Source organism: Streptomyces sp. NPDC046876 (assembly GCF_040645035.1).
Classification (GTDB): Bacteria; Actinomycetota; Actinomycetes; order Streptomycetales; family Streptomycetaceae; genus Streptomyces.
This window is the reverse complement of record NZ_JBEYXK010000008.1, coordinates 133,562-150,701: the sequence shown is the minus strand read 5'-3', so window position 1 is coordinate 150,701 and position 17,140 is coordinate 133,562. Positions and strand designations below refer to the sequence as shown.

Genomic DNA, 17,140 nt, shown 5'->3' with positions numbered 1-17,140 from the left:
GCTTCCCCAGCCACCGCTGGGAGGTACCCCCGCGCACCGGTACTAGAGGAAGGTGTTCCAGTGTCCCGCCGCAGAATCGGCTTCTGGTACCGCCTGGCGGCGGTCATTGCAAAACCGCCGCTGGTGGTGCTCTTCAAGCGGGATTGGCGGGGAACGGAGCACATGCCGGCCGACGGCGGATTCATCACCGTCGTCAACCACAACTCCTACCTGGACCCGCTGTCCTACGCGCACTTCCAGTACAACACCGGCCGGGTGCCCCGCTTCCTCGCGAAGGCCGCCCTGTTCAAGGTGCCCTTCGTCGGCGCGATCCTGCACGGCTCCGGCCAGATCCCCGTCTACCGCGAGACCACCAACGCCCTGGACGCGTTCCGGGCCGCCGTGGACGCGATCGAGCGCGGCGAATGCGTGGCGTTCTACCCGGAGGGCACCCTCACCCGCGACCCCGAGGTGTGGCCGATGGCCGGCAAGACCGGCGCCGCCCGCGTCGCGCTGATGACCAGGGCGCCGGTCGTGCCGGTGGCCCAGTGGGGCGCCAACCTCGCGATGCCGCCCTACGCCAAGGAGAACAAGGTCCGGCTCTTCCCGCGCAAGACCCTCCAGGTGCTCGCGGGACCGCCGCTGGACCTCTCCGCGTACTACGACCGGGAACCCACCCCGGACGTGCTCAAGGAAGTCACCGAGATCATCATGGCGGCCATCACCGCGCTGCTGGAGGAGCTGCGCGGCGAGAAGGCGCCCGAGACGCCCTACGACCACCGCAAGGCCCGGGCGGAGCAGCGGCGCAAGGCCGCGGGGGGAGAGCGCAAGTGACACGTCCCGTGAAGGCGGCCGTCTTCGGAACCGGCTCCTGGGGCACCGCATTCGGCATGGTGCTCGCCGACGCCGGCTGCGAGGTGGTCCTGTGGGGCCGCCGCCGTGAGGTGGTCGACGCGATCAACACCACCGGGACGAACCCGGAGTACTTCCCGGGCGTCGAGCTGCCCGCGAACATGCGCGCCACCACCGACGCCGCCGAGGCGGCCGCCGGCGCCGACTACGCCGTCCTCGCCATCCCCTCCCAGACCCTGCGCGGCAACCTCGCCGAGTGGGCCCCGCTGCTCGAGCCCGAGACCGTCCTCGTCTCGCTGATGAAGGGCATCGAACTGGGCAGCGCCAAGCGGATGAGCGAGGTGATCGAGGAGGTCGCGAAGGTCCCCGCCTCGCGCGTCGCCGTCGTCACCGGCCCCAACCTGGCCCGCGAGATCGTCGCGCGCCAGCCCGCCGCCGCGGTCGTGGCCTGCGCCGACGAAGCGGTCGCGCAGCGCCTCCAGGCGGCCTGCCACACCCCGTACTTCCGCCCGTACACGAGCACCGACGTCATCGGCTGCGAGCTCGGCGGCGCCGTGAAGAACGTCATCGGCCTCGCCGTCGGCATCGCGGACGGCATGGGCCTCGGCGACAACACCAAGGGCTCCCTCATCACGCGCGGGCTGGCCGAAGCGACCCGGCTGGGCCTGGCGATGGGGGCCGACCCGCTCACCTTCTCGGGCCTCGCCGGCCTCGGCGACCTGGTCGCCACCTGCTCCTCGCCGCTCTCCCGGAACCACACCTTCGGCACCAACCTGGGCCGCGGGATGAGCCTGGAGGAGACCATCGCGGTCACCAAGCAGACCGCCGAAGGCGTCAAGTCCTGCCAGTCGGTGGCCGATCTGGCACGCCGCCACGGGGTCGACATGCCGATCACCGACACGGTCGTCGACATCGTCCACCACGGCAAGCCCCCGCTGGTCGCGCTGAAGGAGCTCATGGCGCGCAGCGCCAAACCGGAACGGCGCTGACTCCTTTCCGGACGCTTGAGCGGGTACTCTCGTGGCGATATGAGCAGCGAGAACCTCCCCCAGTCCCCGGAGCAGCAGGGCCGCAAGCCCCGCGTGGCCGTCGTGTTCGGCGGCCGCAGCTCGGAACACGCCATCTCGGTCGTCACGGCGGGCGCCGTGCTGCGCGCCATCGACCGCTCCAAGTACGAGGTGCTGCCCATCGGCATCACCACGGACGGACGGTGGGCGCTGACCGCCGACGAGCCCGAGCGGATGGCCATCGCCGACCGCAAGCTCCCGAGCGTCGCGGAGCTCGCGGAATCCGAGGAGGGCGCCGTCGTCCTCTCCGTCGATCCCGCCAGCCGCGAGGTCGTCTACACCGAGCCGGGGGCCGTCCCCAAGGCCCTGGGCGAGGTCGACGTCGTCTTCCCGATGCTGCACGGCCCGTACGGCGAGGACGGCACCCTCCAGGGCCTGCTGGAGCTCTCCGGCGTCCCGTACGTGGGCTCCGGCGTGCTCGCCTCGGCCGTCGGCCAGGACAAGGAGTACATGAAGCGCGTCTTCACCTCCTTCGGCCTGCCCGTGGGCCCCTACCTGACCGTCCGCCCGCGCGAGTGGGACGCCGACCGGGACGCCGCCAAGGGCCGGATCCTGGACTTCGCCGCCGAGCACGGCTGGCCGCTGTTCATCAAGCCCGCCCGGGCCGGCTCCTCCATCGGCATCACCAAGGTCGACGACGTCTCCGGCCTCGACGCGGCGATCCGCGAGGCCCAGCGCCACGACCCGAAGGTCATCGTGGAGGCGCTCCTGCGCGGCCGCGAGATCGAGTGCGGCGTGCTGGAGTTCGAGGACGGCCCGCGCGCCAGCGCGCCCGCCGAGATCCCGCCGGTCTCCAGCCACGACTTCTACGACTTCGAGGCGAAGTACATCGACTCCGCCTCCGGCATCGTGCCCGCCCCGCTCACCCCGGAGCAGACCGCCGAGGTGCAGCGGCTCGCGATCGAGGCCTTCGAGGCCGCGTCCTGCGAGGGCCTGGTGCGCGCCGACTTCTTCCTCACCGAGGACGGCACCTTCGTCATCAACGAGATCAACACCATGCCCGGTTTCACGCCGATCTCGATGTACCCGCGGATGTGGCAGGAGTCGGGCATCGCCTACCCGGAGCTGGTGGACCGCCTGATCCAGGCGGCCCTGCGCCGCTCCACCGGACTGCGCTAGGGCGCGCCCGCCCGCCACGCCGACCGCCCGCCGGGATTCCCGGCGGGCGGTCGGTGCGAGAACACGGGGGGCGGGGTGGCGTCAGTACGACGAGATCCCCTCGGGGACGGCCTTGGCGATCGCGGTGGACAGCCCGACCAGCGTCCCCGCGTCCGTGGCATGCTCCTTGTCGACCCGGACCTCCGTGTACGCCAGCCGCAACCCGGTGGTGAAGCGGAAGGACCCGTCGTCCAGCTTCTCCAGCAGCCAGGCCACACCGTTCACGTGCACGCCCTCCTGCTTCGGATCGCGCATCTTGGCGGGCTTGGGGATGCCGCACCGCAGTACGATCGCCGAGCCGCCCCACGCGGCGGTCAGATCGGACTCCGGCTCGGCAGGGGTCCGCGCCAGGCCGGCCACCGTCGCCGGGAGCTCCTTGTGCAGCGCCGCACAGTAGCCCGCGACATCGGACGGCGGCGCGGGCGGCGGGTCCACCCGGGCCTCGCCGCCGCCCGGGGAGCAGCCCGCGAGGGCTGCCGCGGCGGCCAGGGCAGGCAGCAGGGCGGGCACACGGAGGGGCCGGCGGTGCAATGACATCACCGGCCAAGAGTAGACGGGGGCTACAGATGGACCACCGGGCAGGTCAGGGTGCGGGTGATGCCCTCCACCTGCTGGACCTTGGCGACGACCATGCGGCCGAGCTCGTCCACGGTGTCCGCTTGGGCGCGCACGATCACGTCGTACGGGCCCGTCACGTCCTCCGCCTGGATCACCCCCGGGATCTGGCTGATGGACTCGGCGACGAACGACGCCTTGCCCACCTCGGTCTGGATAAGGATGTACGCCTGTACCACGGAACCTCCAGGGCGGCCACGAGGATCGATTCCCCTAACCTCAGGGTGGGCCCGCGGAGAGCAGGCGGGCCCGGGGAAGAAGGGACGCCACGGTACCGCGTTGCCGTGCACCAGCGGGAGACCCGGGTGTGCGGCGCCACGCACAGCGGGGCGTACGAAGAGCAGAAGTTGACGTATCTGTTGACGGTACCCAGAGCTGTGACGGCTCGCGACCGCAAGCGGACTGGGCAAGAAGGGGCACAGCGATGAAGGGCACTGTGGGCGAGCTGGGGGAGTTCGGGCTCATTCGGGAGCTCACCTCACGGCTCACCACCACCCCGGCGGTCCGGCTCGGACCCGGCGACGACGCCGCGGTGGTGTCCGCCCCCGACCGGAGGGTCGTGGCGAGCACGGACATCCTGCTGGAGGGCCGGCACTTCAGGCGCGACTGGTCCACGGCCTACGACGTCGGCCGCAAGGCCGCCGCGCAGAACCTCGCCGACATCGCCGCCATGGGCGCGGTTCCGACCGCACTGCTGCTCGGGCTCGTCGTCCCCGCGGAACTGCCGGTGACCTGGCCCACCGAGCTGATGGACGGCATCCGCGACGAGTGCCAGGTCGCCGGCGCCGCGGTGGTCGGCGGCGACGTCGTGCGCGGGGACACCATCACCGTCTCCATCACCGCCCTCGGTGACCTGCGCAACCACGAGCCCGTGCTGCGCTCCGGCGCCCAGCCCGGCGACGTCGTCGCCGTCACGGGCTGGCTGGGCTGGTCCGCGGCCGGCTACGCGGTCCTCTCACGCGGCTTCCGCTCCCCGCGGGCCTTCGTCGAGGCGCACCGGCGCCCCGAGCCGCCCTACCACGCCGGTCCCGCGGCCGCCGGACTCGGCGCCACCGCCATGACCGACGTCAGCGACGGCCTGATCGCCGACCTCGGGCACATCGCCGAGGCCAGCAAGGTCCGCATCGACCTGCGCTCGGCGGCCGTCGACATCCCGACGCAGATGCACGACATCGGTCAGGCCGTCGGCGTCGACCCCTTGCAGTGGGTGCTCACCGGAGGGGAAGACCACGCCATCGTGGCGACCTTCCCGCCCGACGTGAAGCTGCCCGCCCGCTGGAAGGTCATCGGGGAGGTGCTGAACCGGTCCGCGCTGCCCCAGGTGACCGTGGACGGCGCGCCCTGGACGAGCACGGGCGGCTGGGACCACTTCGGTTCCGACCCGGCCCCGGAGGAGACCCCGAGATGAGCGACGCGCCGCCGCTGTGCCTGACCGTCGCCGGATCGGACTCCGGTGGCGGCGCCGGCATCCAGGCCGACCTCAAGACCATGCTGGCGCTCGGCGTGCACGGGATGAGCGTGGTGACCGCCGTGACCGCGCAGAACTCCCTCGGCGTCCAAGGGGTCTGGGAACTGCCCGCCGAGGCCGTGACGGCCCAGTACCGGGCGGTGACCGGCGACATCGGCGTCCAGGCGGTCAAGACCGGCATGCTGGCCTCCGCGGCCCTCGTGGAGACGGTGGCCGGGCTGCTCGCCGCCACGGACGCCCCGGCCGTCGTCGACCCGGTCGGGGTCTCCAAGCACGGGGACGCGCTGCTCGCCGCCTCGGCGCTGGAGGCCGTACGCAAGGAGCTGCTGCCGCGAGCCACCGTGGCGACCCCCAACCTGGACGAGGTGACGCAGCTCACGGGCGTGGTGGTGCAGAGCGAGGACGACATGCGCCGGGCCGCCGACGCCGTCCTCGCCTTCGGGCCGCAGTGGGCGCTGATCAAGGGCGGACACCTCGCCGCCCACGGGGACGAGGCCGCCGACCTGCTGACCGACGGCGACACACAGCTGTGGCTGCGGGCGCCCCGTCACGACAACCGGCACACCCACGGCACCGGCTGCACCCTCGCCAGCGCGATCGCGGCCGGCCTCGCCAAGGGACAGGACGTGCCGCAGGCCGTCAGGGAGGCCAAGGAGTACGTGACCGGCGCGATCGCGGCCGGCTTCGCGCTCGGCGGCGGCATCGGCCCGGTCCACCACGCCTGGCAGTGGCGCCGCTGACACGCACGACACGGCCCGACCGCGGGCCCGTACGACATACGGCAGGAGGGCCGCCGCCTCACGTCATGGACGCGAGGCGGCGGCCCTCCTGCCGCACCCGGACGTCCGGGCAAGGCAAAAGGCCGGCCCACCGAGGTGGACCGGCCTTCTTGGCAACCGGGAAGGGCTGCGCTACGACGACGGGACGCGTCAGCGCGAGACCTTGCCGGCCTTGATGCACGAGGTGCAGGCGTTGAGGCGCTTCGGCGTCCCACTGACCACGGCACGCACGCGCTGGATGTTCGGGTTCCAGCGACGGGACGTACGGCGGTGCGAGTGCGAGATGTTGTTGCCGAAGCCCGGCCCCTTGCCGCAAACGTCGCAGTTGGCAGCCACAGGTCACTCCAAAGACTTCAGATGCACTTACAGTGAAATCCGGCGCACCGGATCAGAGATCTGAAGTGGTTTGCCGGGGGAACCGCCCGACTCTCATCGGGCAACCGGAGCAGCATACAACGGCTGCTCCCGTCCAAGAAAACTACCACGGCTGCCGCCCGGCCCGCCCCGCGGGCCCGACGCCCCGGCAGTCCTTCGTTACCCTGCGGTGAACCCTGGCCCGCACAAGGAGGAACGCCCGGTGCCGCACGAGCCGCAGCCGCAGCCCGCCGACGAGCTCGACGCCGAAGCGGTGCGCACCTGGAGCTCGCTGGCCCTGGCCGCCCTGGGCCGGGCCCGCGAGGACATCGACGCGATCAACGTCTACCCCGTCGCGGACGCGGACACCGGCACCAACCTCTACCTCACCGCCGAGTCGGCGGACCGCGCCCTGGACGCCGCCGGCGCCGCCTCCCTGGCCCAGGCGGTACGGGCCTGGGCGCACGGCGCGCTCATAGGCGCCCGCGGGAACTCCGGGACGATCCTGGCCCAGCTGCTGCGCGGCGTCGCCGACGTCCTCGGCGACGACCCCGACGGGCGCAGCCCGGGCCCGCTGCTCGCCCAGGCCCTCACCCGGGCCGCCCAGGAGGCCTACGAGGCCGTCGCCCACCCCGTCGAGGGCACCATGCTCACCGTCGCCGCCGCCGCGGCGAAGGCCGCACAGGCCGCCGAGGCCGCCGCCGGGACCGCCGCGGACGTCGCCCGGGCCGCCTACGACGGTGCCCGCACCGCCCTCGCCGCCACCCCGGGGCAGCTCGCCGAGCTGGGCCGGGCCGGGGTCGTCGACGCCGGGGGCTGCGGGCTGGTCGCCGTCCTCGGGGCGCTGTGGCAGACCCTGTCCGGGCAGGAGCCCGCCGCGGAGGCGGTCCGGGGCCGGGCCGTGCCCGTACCGCAGCCCGCGCAGCCCTGCGCCGCCGAGGAGCAGGCCGGACCCGCGTACGAGGTCGTCTACCTGCTGGAGGCCGGCGAGCCGGCCGTGGCCCGGCTGCGCGAGCGCCTCGACGGGCTCGGGGACTCCCTGGTCGTGGTCGGCGGCGACGGGCTGTGGAACGTCCACGTCCACGTCGACGACCCCGGCGCCGCCGTCGAGGCCGGCGTGGCCGCGGGCCGGCCCCACCGCATCCGCATCACGCACTTCGGCGACGAACGCCGCCGCGCGCGCGGCGAGCGCGTCCAGCGGGCCGTGGTCGCCGTGGTCCCGGGCGAGGGCTTGGCCGCCCTGTGCGCGGAGGCGGGCGCCACCACCGTCCTCGCCCGCCCCGGCCGGACGCCCGACGCCGACGGGCTCCTCGACGCCGTGCGGCGCGCCCACGCCCGCGAGGTGGTGCTGCTGCCCGGCGGCCCCGACGAGCGGGCCGCCGCGGCCGCCGCCGCCGAACGGGCCCGCGCCGACGGGGTCCGGGTCGCGGTCATCCCCACCCGCTCCGCGGTCCAGGGCCTGGCCGCCCTCGCCGTCCACGACCCGGAGGACAGCTTCGACGAGGACGTCGTCGCCATGACCGCCGCGGCCGGCGCCACCCGCTACGCGGAACTCGCCGTCGCCGAACGGCAGTCGTTCACCTCCGCCGGCATCTGCCAGGCCGGCGACGTGCTCGGCCTCATCGACGGCGACGTCGCCGTGATCGGCCGCGACCTCGCCGGGACCGCCGAGGCCGTCCTGGAGCGGATGCTCGGCTCCGGCGGCGAACTGGTCACCCTGGTCCTCGGCCCCGAGGCGCCCGACGCGCTCGCCGGGCGCCTGGAGGCGTACGTCCAGCACGGGCACCTGGCCGTGGACACCGTCACCTACCGGGGCGGGCGCTACTGCGCGCCCCTGCTCATCGGGGTCGAATAGCCGCCTTGTCGGCGCCATGGTGTGCAATGAACACGTGCCCGCGCTCGACGAAGACCTCAAGAAGACGCTCGGCCCCGCCACCGCGAAGGTGCTGGCCGAGCAGCTCGGCCTGCACACGGTCGGCGACCTGCTGCACCACTACCCCCGCCGGTACGCCGAGCGCGGCGAGCTGACCTCGCTCGCCGACCTGGGCGACCAGCTCGACGAACACGTGACGGTGGTCGCGCAGGTCGCCGACGCCCGCGTGCACACCTTCAACGGAGGGCGGGGCAGACGCCTGGAGGTGACCATCACCGACGGGTACGGCCGCCTCCAGCTGGTCTTCTTCGGCTCCGGCGTGCACAAGCCGCACAAGGACCTGCTGCCGGGCAGCAGGGCGATGTTCGCCGGCAAGGTCGGGAGGTTCAACCACCGCCTCCAGCTCTCGCACCCCGCGTACGAACTGCTCGGCGCCGACGCCGGAGCCTCGGCGGTCGACGCGTTCGCCAACCAGCTCATCCCGATCTACCCGGCCTGCGCCAAGCTGGAGAGCTGGAAGATCGCCAAGGCCGTGGACGCGGTCCTGCCCAGCGCGCAGGAGGCCGCGGACCCGCTGCCGCCCGCCCTGCGCGAGGGCCGCGGGCTGCTCACCCTCCCCGAGGCCCTCATCAAGGTCCACCGCCCGCGCACCAAGGCCGATGTCGCGCAGGCCCGCGACCGCCTCAAGTGGGACGAGGCGTTCGTCCTCCAGGTCGCCCTCGCCCGACGCCGGCACGCCGACTCCCAGCTGCCCGCCGTCCCGCGCCGCCCCGTCCCCGGCGGCCTGCTCGACGCCTTCGACGCCAAACTCCCCTTCACCCTCACCGACGGCCAGCAGACCGTCTCCCGCGAGATCTTCGACGACCTCGCCGCCGAACACCCCATGCACCGCCTCCTGCAGGGCGAGGTCGGCTCCGGCAAGACGCTGGTCGCGCTGCGGGCCATGCTCACCGTGGTGGACTCCGGGGGGCAGGCCGCGATGCTCGCGCCCACCGAGGTGCTCGCGCAGCAGCACCACCGGTCCGTCACCGAGATGATGGGCGAGCTCGCCGAGGGCGGGATGCTGGGCGGGGCCGAGCGGGCCACCAAGGTCGTGCTGCTCACCGGCTCCATGGGGACGGCCGCCCGCCGGCAGGCCCTGCTCGACCTGGTCACCGGCGAGGCCGGCGTCGTGATCGGCACCCACGCGCTGATCGAGGACAAGGTGCAGTTCCACGACCTCGGCCTGGTCGTCGTCGACGAGCAGCACCGCTTCGGGGTCGAGCAGCGCGACGCCCTGCGCTCCAAGGGCAAGCAGCCGCCGCACCTGCTGGTGATGACCGCGACCCCGATCCCGCGCACCGTCGCGATGACGGTCTTCGGGGACCTGGAGACCTCCGTCCTCGACCAGCTGCCCGCCGGGCGCTCCCCGATCGCCACCCACGTGGTGCCCGCGAAGGACAAGCCGCACTTCCTCACCCGCGCCTGGGAGCGGGTCCGCGAGGAGGTGGACAAGGGCCACCAGGCGTACGTGGTCTGCCCCCGCATCGGCGACGAGGAGGACGAGAAGAAGGCCGCCAAGGCTGCGAAGTCCCCCGAGGACGAGGCCGAGAAGCGGCCCCCGCTCGCCGTCCTGGAGACCGCCGAGAAGCTGCGCACCGGGCCGCTGGCCGGGCTGGCGGTGGAGGTGCTGCACGGCAGGATGGACCCGGCCGACAAGGACGACGTCATGCGGCGGTTCGCCGCCGGCGAGGTCCAGGTGCTGGTCGCCACGACGGTCATCGAGGTCGGCGTGAACGTGCCGAACTCCACCGTCATGGTGATCATGGACGCGGACCGGTTCGGCGTCTCCCAGCTCCACCAGCTGCGCGGCCGTGTCGGCCGCGGCTCCGCCCCGGGCCTGTGCCTGCTGGTCAGCGAGATGCCCGAGGCCAGCCCTGCGCGGGCCCGGCTGGCCGCCGTGGCCGCGACCCTCGACGGGTTCGAGCTGTCCCGGATCGACCTGGAGCAGCGCCGCGAGGGCGACGTGCTCGGCCAGGCCCAGTCCGGTGTCCGCTCGTCCCTGCGCATGCTGGCCGTCATCGAGGACGAGGAGATCATCGCGCAGGCCCGCGAGGAGGCCGCCCGGACCGTGGCCGCCGACCCCGAGCTGGAGCACCTGCCCGCCCTGCGCACCGCTCTCGACGCCCTGCTGGACGACGAACGCGAGCAGTACCTGGAGAAGGGCTGAGCACCGGCCGGGAAGGACCGGCAGATCCGCAGGAGACGGTCCCGGGCCGGGCGGCACCGGCCGGCGCCCTGGACCTATCGTGGAACCCCGCGGCGGCCGGCGGTGCCCGGCAGCCGCCCCAGGGCCCGCGGCACCCGGCCGCGGACCCGCCGCCCCACCACCTGACCGCCGTACCGAAGGACCCCAGATGACCCGCGTGATCGCCGGCAGCGCCGGCGGGCGACGGCTGGCCGTGCCCCCCGGCACCGGCACCCGGCCGACCTCCGACCGGATGCGGGAAGGACTCTTCTCGACCTGGGAGTCGCTGCACGGCATCGAGGGGGCCCGGGTGCTCGACCTCTACGCCGGCTCCGGCGCCGTGGGCCTGGAGGCCCTCTCGCGCGGCGCGGCGCACGCGCTGCTGGTGGAGGCCGAGGCCAAGGCCGCCAAGGCGATCCGGGACAACATCAAGGCGCTCGGCCTGCCCGGCGCCGAGTTCCGCGCGGGCAAGGCCGAGCAGGTCGTGGCGGTGCCGGCGGGGGAGCCGTACGACGTGGTCTTCCTGGACCCGCCGTACGCCGTCACCCACGGCGATCTTGGCGAGATCCTCCTCACACTCCGCGCCAATGGCTGGCTCACCGACGATGCGCTCGTCACCGTGGAGCGCGGCACGAGGAGCGGAGCGTTCCCGTGGCCGGAGGGGTTCGAGCCGCTGCGCTCGCGCAAGTACGGCGAAGGCACCCTTTGGTACGGTCGCGCCGCCTTCACCAGCGAAGATTCATGATGACCGCTCCGGAGAGCAAGGGGACCAAGTTGCGCCGCGCCGTCTGTCCGGGGTCCTTCGACCCCATCCACAACGGACACCTCGACATCATCGGACGCGCCTCCAGGCTCTACGACGTCGTGCACGTCGCCGTGATGATCAACAAGTCGAAGCAGGGCCTGTTCACCGTCGAGGAGCGGGTCGAACTGATCCGCGAGGCGACTGCCGACTACGGCAACATCGAGGTCGAGTCCTTCCACGGGCTGCTCGTCGACTTCTGCAAGCAGCGGGACATCCCGGCCATCGTCAAGGGCCTGCGCGCGGTCAGCGACTTCGACTACGAGCTGCAGATGGCCCAGATGAACCTGGGCCTGTCGGGCGTCGAGACCCTCTTCGTCCCGACGATCCCCACCTACAGCTTCCTGTCCTCCTCGCTGGTCAAGGAGGTCGCGACCTGGGGCGGCGACGTCGCCCACCTGCTGCCGCCCCACGTCCACGCGGCGCTCCTGGAGCGGCTGCACAACCGCTGATCGGCTGACAGTGCATCAGGCGGTGTCGGGGGCCCGCCGGGTGGCCTTACAGTCGTCCCGTCCGTCTCAGGAACCGCCCCGAGGCCGAGAGAGTGCGAGCCCCCATGGACGTGCAGAAGAAGCTCGACGAGATCGTCGCGGCCGTCGGCGGCGCCCGGTCCATGCCCATGTCGGCCTCCTGCGTCATCAACCGCGCCGAGCTGCTCGCCCGGCTCGAGGAGGTGCGCCAGGCGCTGCCCGGCTCCCTCGCGCAGGCGCAGGAGCTCATCGGCGGCCGCGAGCGGATGGTCGAGGAGGCGCGCCGGGAGGCGGAGCGGATCATCGAGTCGGCCCACGCCCAGCGCGGCTCGCTGATCTCCGACACGGAGATCGCGCGCCGCTCGCAGGGCGAGGCCGACCGGATCCTGGCGGAGGCCCGCAGGGAGGCCGAGGAGATCCGCGCCCAGGCCGACGACTACGTGGACAGCAAGCTCGCGAACTTCGAGGTCGTCCTCACCAAGACCATCGGCTCGGTGGACCGCGGCCGCGAGAAGCTGCTGGGCCGCGGGCCGGGCCTGGACGAGCACGGCTACCCGGACGCGGAGGCCCCCGAGCGCAGCAGCGACCCCGAGACGCAGCGCCTGCAGGCCGATGCGTACGTGGACACCAAGCTGGCCACCTTCGAGGCGGTGCTCTCCAAGACCCTGGAGGCGGTCGGCCGCGGCCGGCAGAAGCTTCTGGGGCGGGGGCCCACCGACGACCTCGGGGCGCACATCGCGGCGCAGGACGCGGCGGGGGCGGCACAGCCCCGCTCGACGAGCGACGCGGACTTCCTGGCGGGCCTGGCCGAGCCGGCGGAGCCCCTGGCGCAGGCGGCGCCCGTGATCCCGCAGCAGACCCGGCCCGAGCCCGTGTACGACGCGTACGGCTATCCGCAGCCCGCCGCCCAGGACGGCTACCCGTACCAGGACGCGTACGGCTACCAGCAGCCGGTCCAGCAGGCCGCCCAGCAGCCGGACCCGTACGCAGCGGGCTACGGACAGCAGCCCGACCCGTACGCCGCCTACGGGCAGCAGGGGGCGTCCCAGGCGGCCCCGCAGCAGCAGCCCGCGCTCGACGAGACCAGCTTCTTCGACACGAGCATGATCAACCTGGACCAGCTGCGCCAGTACGAACAAGGCCGCTGATCCCGGATTGGGCTCAGAGCGAAGCGCCGGGTATCCTGGCTGTTCGGTCGCGCGTATGCGCCGCGATCCGTGCTGCCCTTGAGCGGCAGAATTCTCGATCTTCAGCGATCTGTGAAAGCAGGAACGGCCCTGAACACCCGCCTCGACCACCGCAACCCCCTCGTGTTCGACACGCACGAGCTGGGTCGGCGTCCTGGTGCCATGCAGCGGCTGTCCCGCGAGATCGCGGCACCGGCGGACCTCGGTCTCGCCGGCGTCATCGGAGTGCCGGAGGGCGCCCCGCTGAAGCTCGACCTCCGCCTGGAGTCGGTCATGGAAGGGGTGCTTGTCACAGGCACCGTCCGTGCATCGGCCGAGGGGGAGTGCGTAAGGTGTCTGGAGGCCGTCGGGCGCGAGCTCACGGCGGACTTCCAGGAGATGTACTCGTACCCTGACGCCGACGACCGGGGCCGCCCCAAGGCGGAGCCGGCCGACGACGCCGAGGACGACGAGGACACGCTCTACCTCGAGGACGGCCTGTTCGACCTCGAACCCGTGCTGCGGGACGCGGTGGTGCTCGCACTGCCGCTGCAGCCGGTGTGCCGGGAGGACTGTCTCGGACTGTGCCCCGACTGCGGGACCAGCCTGAACGAGGACCCGGACCACCACCACGACGCCGTCGACATCCGTTGGGCGGCTTTGCAGGAACTCGTCGTGACCGATCAGGACGGCGAGAAGGACAACATGAGCGGCACTGCATCTGACGACGTTCAGAGCGCCGCCGAGAAGCAGGAGAAGTAGCCGTGGCTGTTCCGAAGCGGAAGATGTCGCGCAGCAACACGCGCCACCGCCGGTCGCAGTGGAAGGCTGCGGTCCCCACCCTGGTTTCGTGTGAGCGTTGCCAGGAGCCGAAGCAGCAGCACATCGCGTGCCCGAGCTGCGGCACCTACAACAAGCGCCAGGTCCTCGAGGTCTGAGCGGCTGGTGAGAGGCGCAATGTCCGAGCTGTCGAACGCTGAGAAGCAGACAGACAGTAACAACGCGGCCTCGTCCCACACGCTTCTGGAAGGGCGGCTCGGGTACCGACTCGAGTCCGCCCTTCTGGTGCGTGCGCTGACCCACCGCTCGTACGCGTACGAGAACGGCGGCCTGCCCACCAACGAGCGCCTGGAGTTCCTCGGGGACTCCGTGCTCGGCCTGGTGGTCACGGACACGCTGTACACGACCCACCCCGACCTGCCCGAGGGCCAGCTGGCCAAACTGCGGGCCGCGGTGGTCAACTCGCGTGCACTGGCGGAGGTGGGGCGCGGCCTCGACCTCGGCTCCTTCATCCGGCTCGGCCGGGGTGAAGAGGGCACGGGCGGCCGGGACAAGGCCTCCATCCTCGCCGACACCCTCGAAGCGGTGATCGGCGCGGTCTACCTCGACAAGGGTCTCGAAGCGGCCTCGGAGCTGGTGCACCGGCTCTTCGACCCGCTCATCGAGAAGTCCTCGAACCTCGGGGCCGGCCTGGACTGGAAGACCAGCCTCCAGGAGCTCACGGCGGCCGAGGGCCTCGGCGTACCGGAATACCTGGTCACCGAGACGGGCCCGGACCACGAGAAGACCTTCACCGCTGCCGCCCGCGTCGGTGGTGTCTCGTACGGCACCGGCACCGGCCGCAGCAAGAAGGAAGCGGAACAGCAGGCGGCGGAGTCCGCGTGGCGCGGGATCCGCGCCGCGGCGGACGAGCGGAAGGCCGCGGAAGCGGCGTCCGCCGGCGCCGGCGGGGCACCGGCCAGGGCCGGGGACGGCGGGGCGCCGACCTCCGCCGATCCGGCTTCGAAGGCCTGACCCGACGCTTCCTTCCTCCGGGTACCTCCCGCCCGCTCCTGCCACCGGCAGGGGCGGGCGGACCCGTTTGCGGGCGGGGCCCCTGCCGCGCCGGGCCGCCGGGTAGGCTCGCGGCAGAGGCGGACGCCCGCGTCCCGAGATGCCCCGTCCCGAGACGCCCCGTCCCGCGCCGTCCGCACCCCTGTCGGAGGAACATCGTGCCCGAGCTGCCCGAAGTCGAAGTCGTGCGCCGCGGCTTGGAGCGCTGGGTGGCCGGGCGGACGGTCGACGCCGTCGAGGTGCTGCACCCGCGCGCCGTACGCCGGCACCCCGCGGGCGGGGCCGACTTCGCGGCGCGGCTGGCCGGGCAGACCATCGGCATCCCGCGGCGGCGCGGAAAGTACCTGTGGCTGCCCCTGGAGGGGCGGGAACTGTCCGTCCTCGGCCACCTCGGCATGAGCGGCCAGCTGCTGGTCCAGCCCGAGGACGCCCCCGACGAGAAGCACCTGCGCATCCGCGTCCGGTTCAAGGACGGCGCCGGCACCGAGCTCCGCTTCGTCGACCAGCGCACCTTCGGCGGGCTCTCGCTCCACGAGGCCGCCGCCGGCAGCGAGGACGGGCTGCCCGACGTCATCGCGCACATTGCGCGCGACCCGCTGGACCCCCTCTTCGACGAGGCCGTGTACCACCTCGCGCTGCGCGCCAAGCGGACCACCGTCAAGCGGGCGCTGCTGGACCAGTCCCTGATCAGCGGCGTCGGCAACATCTACGCCGACGAGGCGCTGTGGCGGGCCCGGCTGCACTACGAGCGCCCCACCGCCACCCTCACGCGCCCGCGGAGCACGGAACTCCTCGGCCACGTCAGGGACGTGATGAACGCCGCCCTCGCGGTCGGCGGCACCAGCTTCGACAGCCTCTACGTCAACGTCAACGGCGAGTCCGGCTACTTCGACCGCTCGCTCGACGCCTACGGGCGCGAGGACGAGCCCTGTCGGCGCTGCGGCACCCCGATGCGGCGCCGCCCGTGGATGAACCGCTCCAGCTACTTCTGCCCGCGCTGTCAGCGGCCGCCGCGCGCGGCGTCGTAGGACTTCCGGGCGGAGAGCACCTGCGGCATGCTGCCCTCCAGGAAGTGGATGAGGGCGAGCAGCCGGTCGGCGACCTCGATGCCGAGCGGGGTCAGCTCGTAGTCGACGCGCGGCGGGTTCGTCGGCTGGGCCTCGCGGTGGACGATGCCGTCGCGCTCCAGGGCGTGCAGGGTCTGCGAGAGCATCTTCTCGCTGACCCCGTCCACCTTGCGGCGCAGCTCGTTGAAGCGGCAGGAGCCGTCGCGCAGCGCCCCGACCGTGAGGCTGCCCCAGCGGCCGGTGACGTGCTCCAGCGTCGCCCGCGACGGGCAGGCGCGGGCGAAGGCGTCGAACGGCAGGTCCGGGGTCGTCGGTTCCGTCGTCAGGTCCGCAGTCGTCTCCATGGAGCCAGCTTAACGTCGGGTAGCGCTTTCCGACAGGTTGCGCTTTCCGATGGAAAGCATGTGCCGGGCCGTGGATCAGAAGCCGAAGTCCTGCGTCCACCAGGGGCCGCCGGCGGCGGAGTACATGCCGACGCCCAGGGTGCGGTACTCGCAGTTGAGGATGTTCGCCTTGTGGCCGGGGCTGCTCATCCAGGCCTTCATGACCGCCTCGGCATCTCCCTGGCCGCGGGCGATGTTCTCGCCGCCGAGCCCGGCGAGGCCCGCCTTCGTGGCCCGGTCCCACGGCGTGTTGCCGTCGGGGTCGGTGTGGTCGAAGAAGCCGCGGACGGCCATGTCCTTGCTGAAGGCCGCGGCCAGCGCCGCGAGCGGCGGGTTGGCGCGCACCGGACCGCAGCCGGCCTGGGCCCGCTCCTGGTTGACCAGGGCCAGCACGGCGGCCTCCTCGGCCGAGTGGCCGTCGCCGGAGGTCCGCGCCGTGGGCTTGGGGGCGGCGGGCTTCGGATCAGCCGGCTTCGGGGCGGCGGGCTTGGGGGCGGCCGGCTTCGGGGCGGCCGCCTTGGGCTTCTCCGGCGCAGGGGCGGAGGCCGTCGGGGTGGGGGAGGCCGAGGGGATCGGCGTGGCCGACGGGGTGGGCGAGGCCGAGGGGGAGGGGGAGGAGCCGGTGGCGGGGCCCGCGGAGGCCGGGCCCGACAGGTTGCGCAGGCCGCCCGGCGCGTTCTGGGTGACGGGCTCGGGGCGCGGGGTGGTCTTCGCCGCGGCCTGCGGCTCCGCCTTGGCCGCCGAGCCGGCGGCGGTGACGCCGACGTACGGGAACGAGTTCCCGACCGGCACCATGCCCGTGGTGACGGCCGCCGTGCCGAGGACCACGGCCACGCAGGCGCCCAGCAGGCCGGCGCGCACGGCGGTGCGGCGCTTGTCCCCGCGGCGCGGCGCGGCCTGGAGTCGGTGGCGTCCCATCGGCGCGGACCTTCCTGACGAGTTAAGATCATCCTTAAACCACCCAAATGGGTGAGTTCATTGGTCCGCGACTGTACGCCATGGGGCCCCGGGGGCGGTGCGTCGTCCAGCGGGCCCGCCCGTTAGCGT

General features: G+C 73.0%; 19 protein-coding genes. 14 read left to right on the top strand and 5 right to left on the bottom strand.

The window, feature by feature from the left end; all coding sequences use genetic code 11:
* The first annotated feature begins 60 nt into the window (after positions 1-60).
* The 3 genes from ABZ924_RS07895 to ABZ924_RS07885 are packed head-to-tail and all read left to right on the top strand — an operon-like array spanning position 61 to position 3,017.
* Positions 61-813: a lysophospholipid acyltransferase family protein gene (locus tag ABZ924_RS07895; protein ID WP_361905696.1), complete on the top strand. Its 753-nt coding sequence runs from the start codon at positions 61-63 to the stop codon at positions 811-813.
* On the top strand, positions 810-1,820 hold the full coding sequence (locus tag ABZ924_RS07890; protein ID WP_361905694.1) for an NAD(P)H-dependent glycerol-3-phosphate dehydrogenase: 1,011 nt from the start codon (positions 810-812) through the stop codon (positions 1,818-1,820). The genes ABZ924_RS07895 and ABZ924_RS07890 overlap by 4 nt, the downstream gene beginning before the upstream one ends.
* 39 nt (positions 1,821-1,859) lie before the next feature.
* Positions 1,860-3,017 carry a D-alanine--D-alanine ligase family protein gene (locus ABZ924_RS07885; RefSeq protein ID WP_361905692.1) on the top strand — a complete coding sequence of 386 codons (1,158 nt, stop codon included), beginning with the start codon at positions 1,860-1,862 and terminating at the stop codon, positions 3,015-3,017.
* Positions 3,018-3,098: 81 nt separating this feature from the next.
* Here ABZ924_RS07885 and ABZ924_RS07880 read toward each other — a convergent pair whose 3' ends face one another.
* Positions 3,099-3,593, bottom strand: a complete 495-nt coding sequence (locus ABZ924_RS07880; RefSeq protein WP_361905722.1) for a DUF3515 domain-containing protein — start codon at positions 3,591-3,593, stop codon at positions 3,099-3,101.
* Between the two features lie 23 nt (positions 3,594-3,616).
* Entirely contained in the window at positions 3,617-3,850 is a 234-nt protein-coding gene (locus tag ABZ924_RS07875) for an Lrp/AsnC ligand binding domain-containing protein (protein WP_030162831.1), read from the bottom strand.
* Positions 3,851-4,095: 245 nt separating this feature from the next.
* Here ABZ924_RS07875 and ABZ924_RS07870 point away from each other — a divergent pair, with 245 nt between their 5' ends.
* Both ABZ924_RS07870 and thiD read left to right on the top strand, forming a co-directional pair.
* Positions 4,096-5,079 (top strand): thiamine-phosphate kinase, encoded by a 984-nt coding sequence (locus tag ABZ924_RS07870; protein WP_361905690.1) that lies wholly within the window; start codon positions 4,096-4,098, stop codon positions 5,077-5,079.
* Positions 5,076-5,879: a bifunctional hydroxymethylpyrimidine kinase/phosphomethylpyrimidine kinase gene (thiD, locus tag ABZ924_RS07865; protein ID WP_361905688.1), complete on the top strand. Its 804-nt coding sequence runs from the start codon at positions 5,076-5,078 to the stop codon at positions 5,877-5,879. Before ABZ924_RS07870 ends, thiD begins: the two co-directional genes overlap by 4 nt.
* 189 nt (positions 5,880-6,068) lie before the next feature.
* Here thiD and rpmB read toward each other — a convergent pair whose 3' ends face one another.
* Positions 6,069-6,254 carry a 50S ribosomal protein L28 gene (gene rpmB / locus ABZ924_RS07860; protein WP_064070327.1) on the bottom strand — a complete coding sequence of 62 codons (186 nt, stop codon included), beginning with the start codon at positions 6,252-6,254 and terminating at the stop codon, positions 6,069-6,071.
* A 241-nt stretch (positions 6,255-6,495) separates the two neighbouring features.
* On the opposite strand from rpmB, the gene ABZ924_RS07855 reads away from it, so the two are divergent.
* The 9 genes from ABZ924_RS07855 to mutM all read left to right on the top strand — a co-directional run bounded on the left by ABZ924_RS07855 (position 6,496) and on the right by mutM (position 15,671).
* On the top strand, positions 6,496-8,127 hold the full coding sequence (locus tag ABZ924_RS07855; protein WP_361905686.1) for a DAK2 domain-containing protein: 1,632 nt from the start codon (positions 6,496-6,498) through the stop codon (positions 8,125-8,127).
* A 16-nt stretch (positions 8,128-8,143) separates the two neighbouring features.
* The gene (recG, locus tag ABZ924_RS07850) at positions 8,144-10,354 is read left to right on the top strand and encodes an ATP-dependent DNA helicase RecG (protein ID WP_361905684.1); all 2,211 of its coding nucleotides are present in this window, start codon (positions 8,144-8,146) and stop codon (positions 10,352-10,354) included.
* A gap of 187 nt (positions 10,355-10,541) precedes the next feature.
* Positions 10,542-11,117, top strand: coding sequence for a 16S rRNA (guanine(966)-N(2))-methyltransferase RsmD (gene rsmD / locus ABZ924_RS07845; RefSeq protein WP_361905682.1), 576 nt, complete (start codon positions 10,542-10,544; stop codon positions 11,115-11,117).
* 29 nt (positions 11,118-11,146) lie between these two features.
* Positions 11,147-11,626: a pantetheine-phosphate adenylyltransferase gene (coaD, locus tag ABZ924_RS07840; protein WP_361905720.1), complete on the top strand. Its 480-nt coding sequence runs from the start codon at positions 11,147-11,149 to the stop codon at positions 11,624-11,626.
* 104 nt (positions 11,627-11,730) lie between these two features.
* A complete protein-coding gene (locus ABZ924_RS07835; protein WP_361905680.1) occupies positions 11,731-12,792 on the top strand; it encodes an ATP synthase F0 subunit B in 1,062 nt (353 codons plus the stop codon).
* A gap of 111 nt (positions 12,793-12,903) precedes the next feature.
* Positions 12,904-13,572, top strand: a complete 669-nt coding sequence (locus ABZ924_RS07830) for a DUF177 domain-containing protein (protein WP_361905678.1) — start codon at positions 12,904-12,906, stop codon at positions 13,570-13,572.
* Between the two features lie 2 nt (positions 13,573-13,574).
* The gene (gene rpmF, locus ABZ924_RS07825) at positions 13,575-13,748 is read left to right on the top strand and encodes a 50S ribosomal protein L32 (protein ID WP_026165248.1); all 174 of its coding nucleotides are present in this window, start codon (positions 13,575-13,577) and stop codon (positions 13,746-13,748) included.
* A gap of 19 nt (positions 13,749-13,767) precedes the next feature.
* Complete coding sequence (gene rnc, locus ABZ924_RS07820) at positions 13,768-14,604, top strand: ribonuclease III (protein WP_361905676.1); 837 nt, start codon at positions 13,768-13,770, stop codon at positions 14,602-14,604.
* 197 nt (positions 14,605-14,801) lie between these two features.
* Positions 14,802-15,671, top strand: coding sequence for a bifunctional DNA-formamidopyrimidine glycosylase/DNA-(apurinic or apyrimidinic site) lyase (mutM, locus tag ABZ924_RS07815; RefSeq protein WP_361905674.1), 870 nt, complete (start codon positions 14,802-14,804; stop codon positions 15,669-15,671).
* Here the strand turns inward: mutM and ABZ924_RS07810 are convergent.
* Positions 15,644-16,054 carry a helix-turn-helix domain-containing protein gene (locus ABZ924_RS07810; RefSeq protein WP_361905672.1) on the bottom strand — a complete coding sequence of 137 codons (411 nt, stop codon included), beginning with the start codon at positions 16,052-16,054 and terminating at the stop codon, positions 15,644-15,646. The genes mutM and ABZ924_RS07810 overlap by 28 nt on opposite strands.
* A gap of 75 nt (positions 16,055-16,129) precedes the next feature.
* Entirely contained in the window at positions 16,130-17,011 is an 882-nt protein-coding gene (locus ABZ924_RS07805) for a CAP domain-containing protein (protein ID WP_361905670.1), read from the bottom strand.
* Positions 17,012-17,140 lie beyond the last annotated feature (129 nt).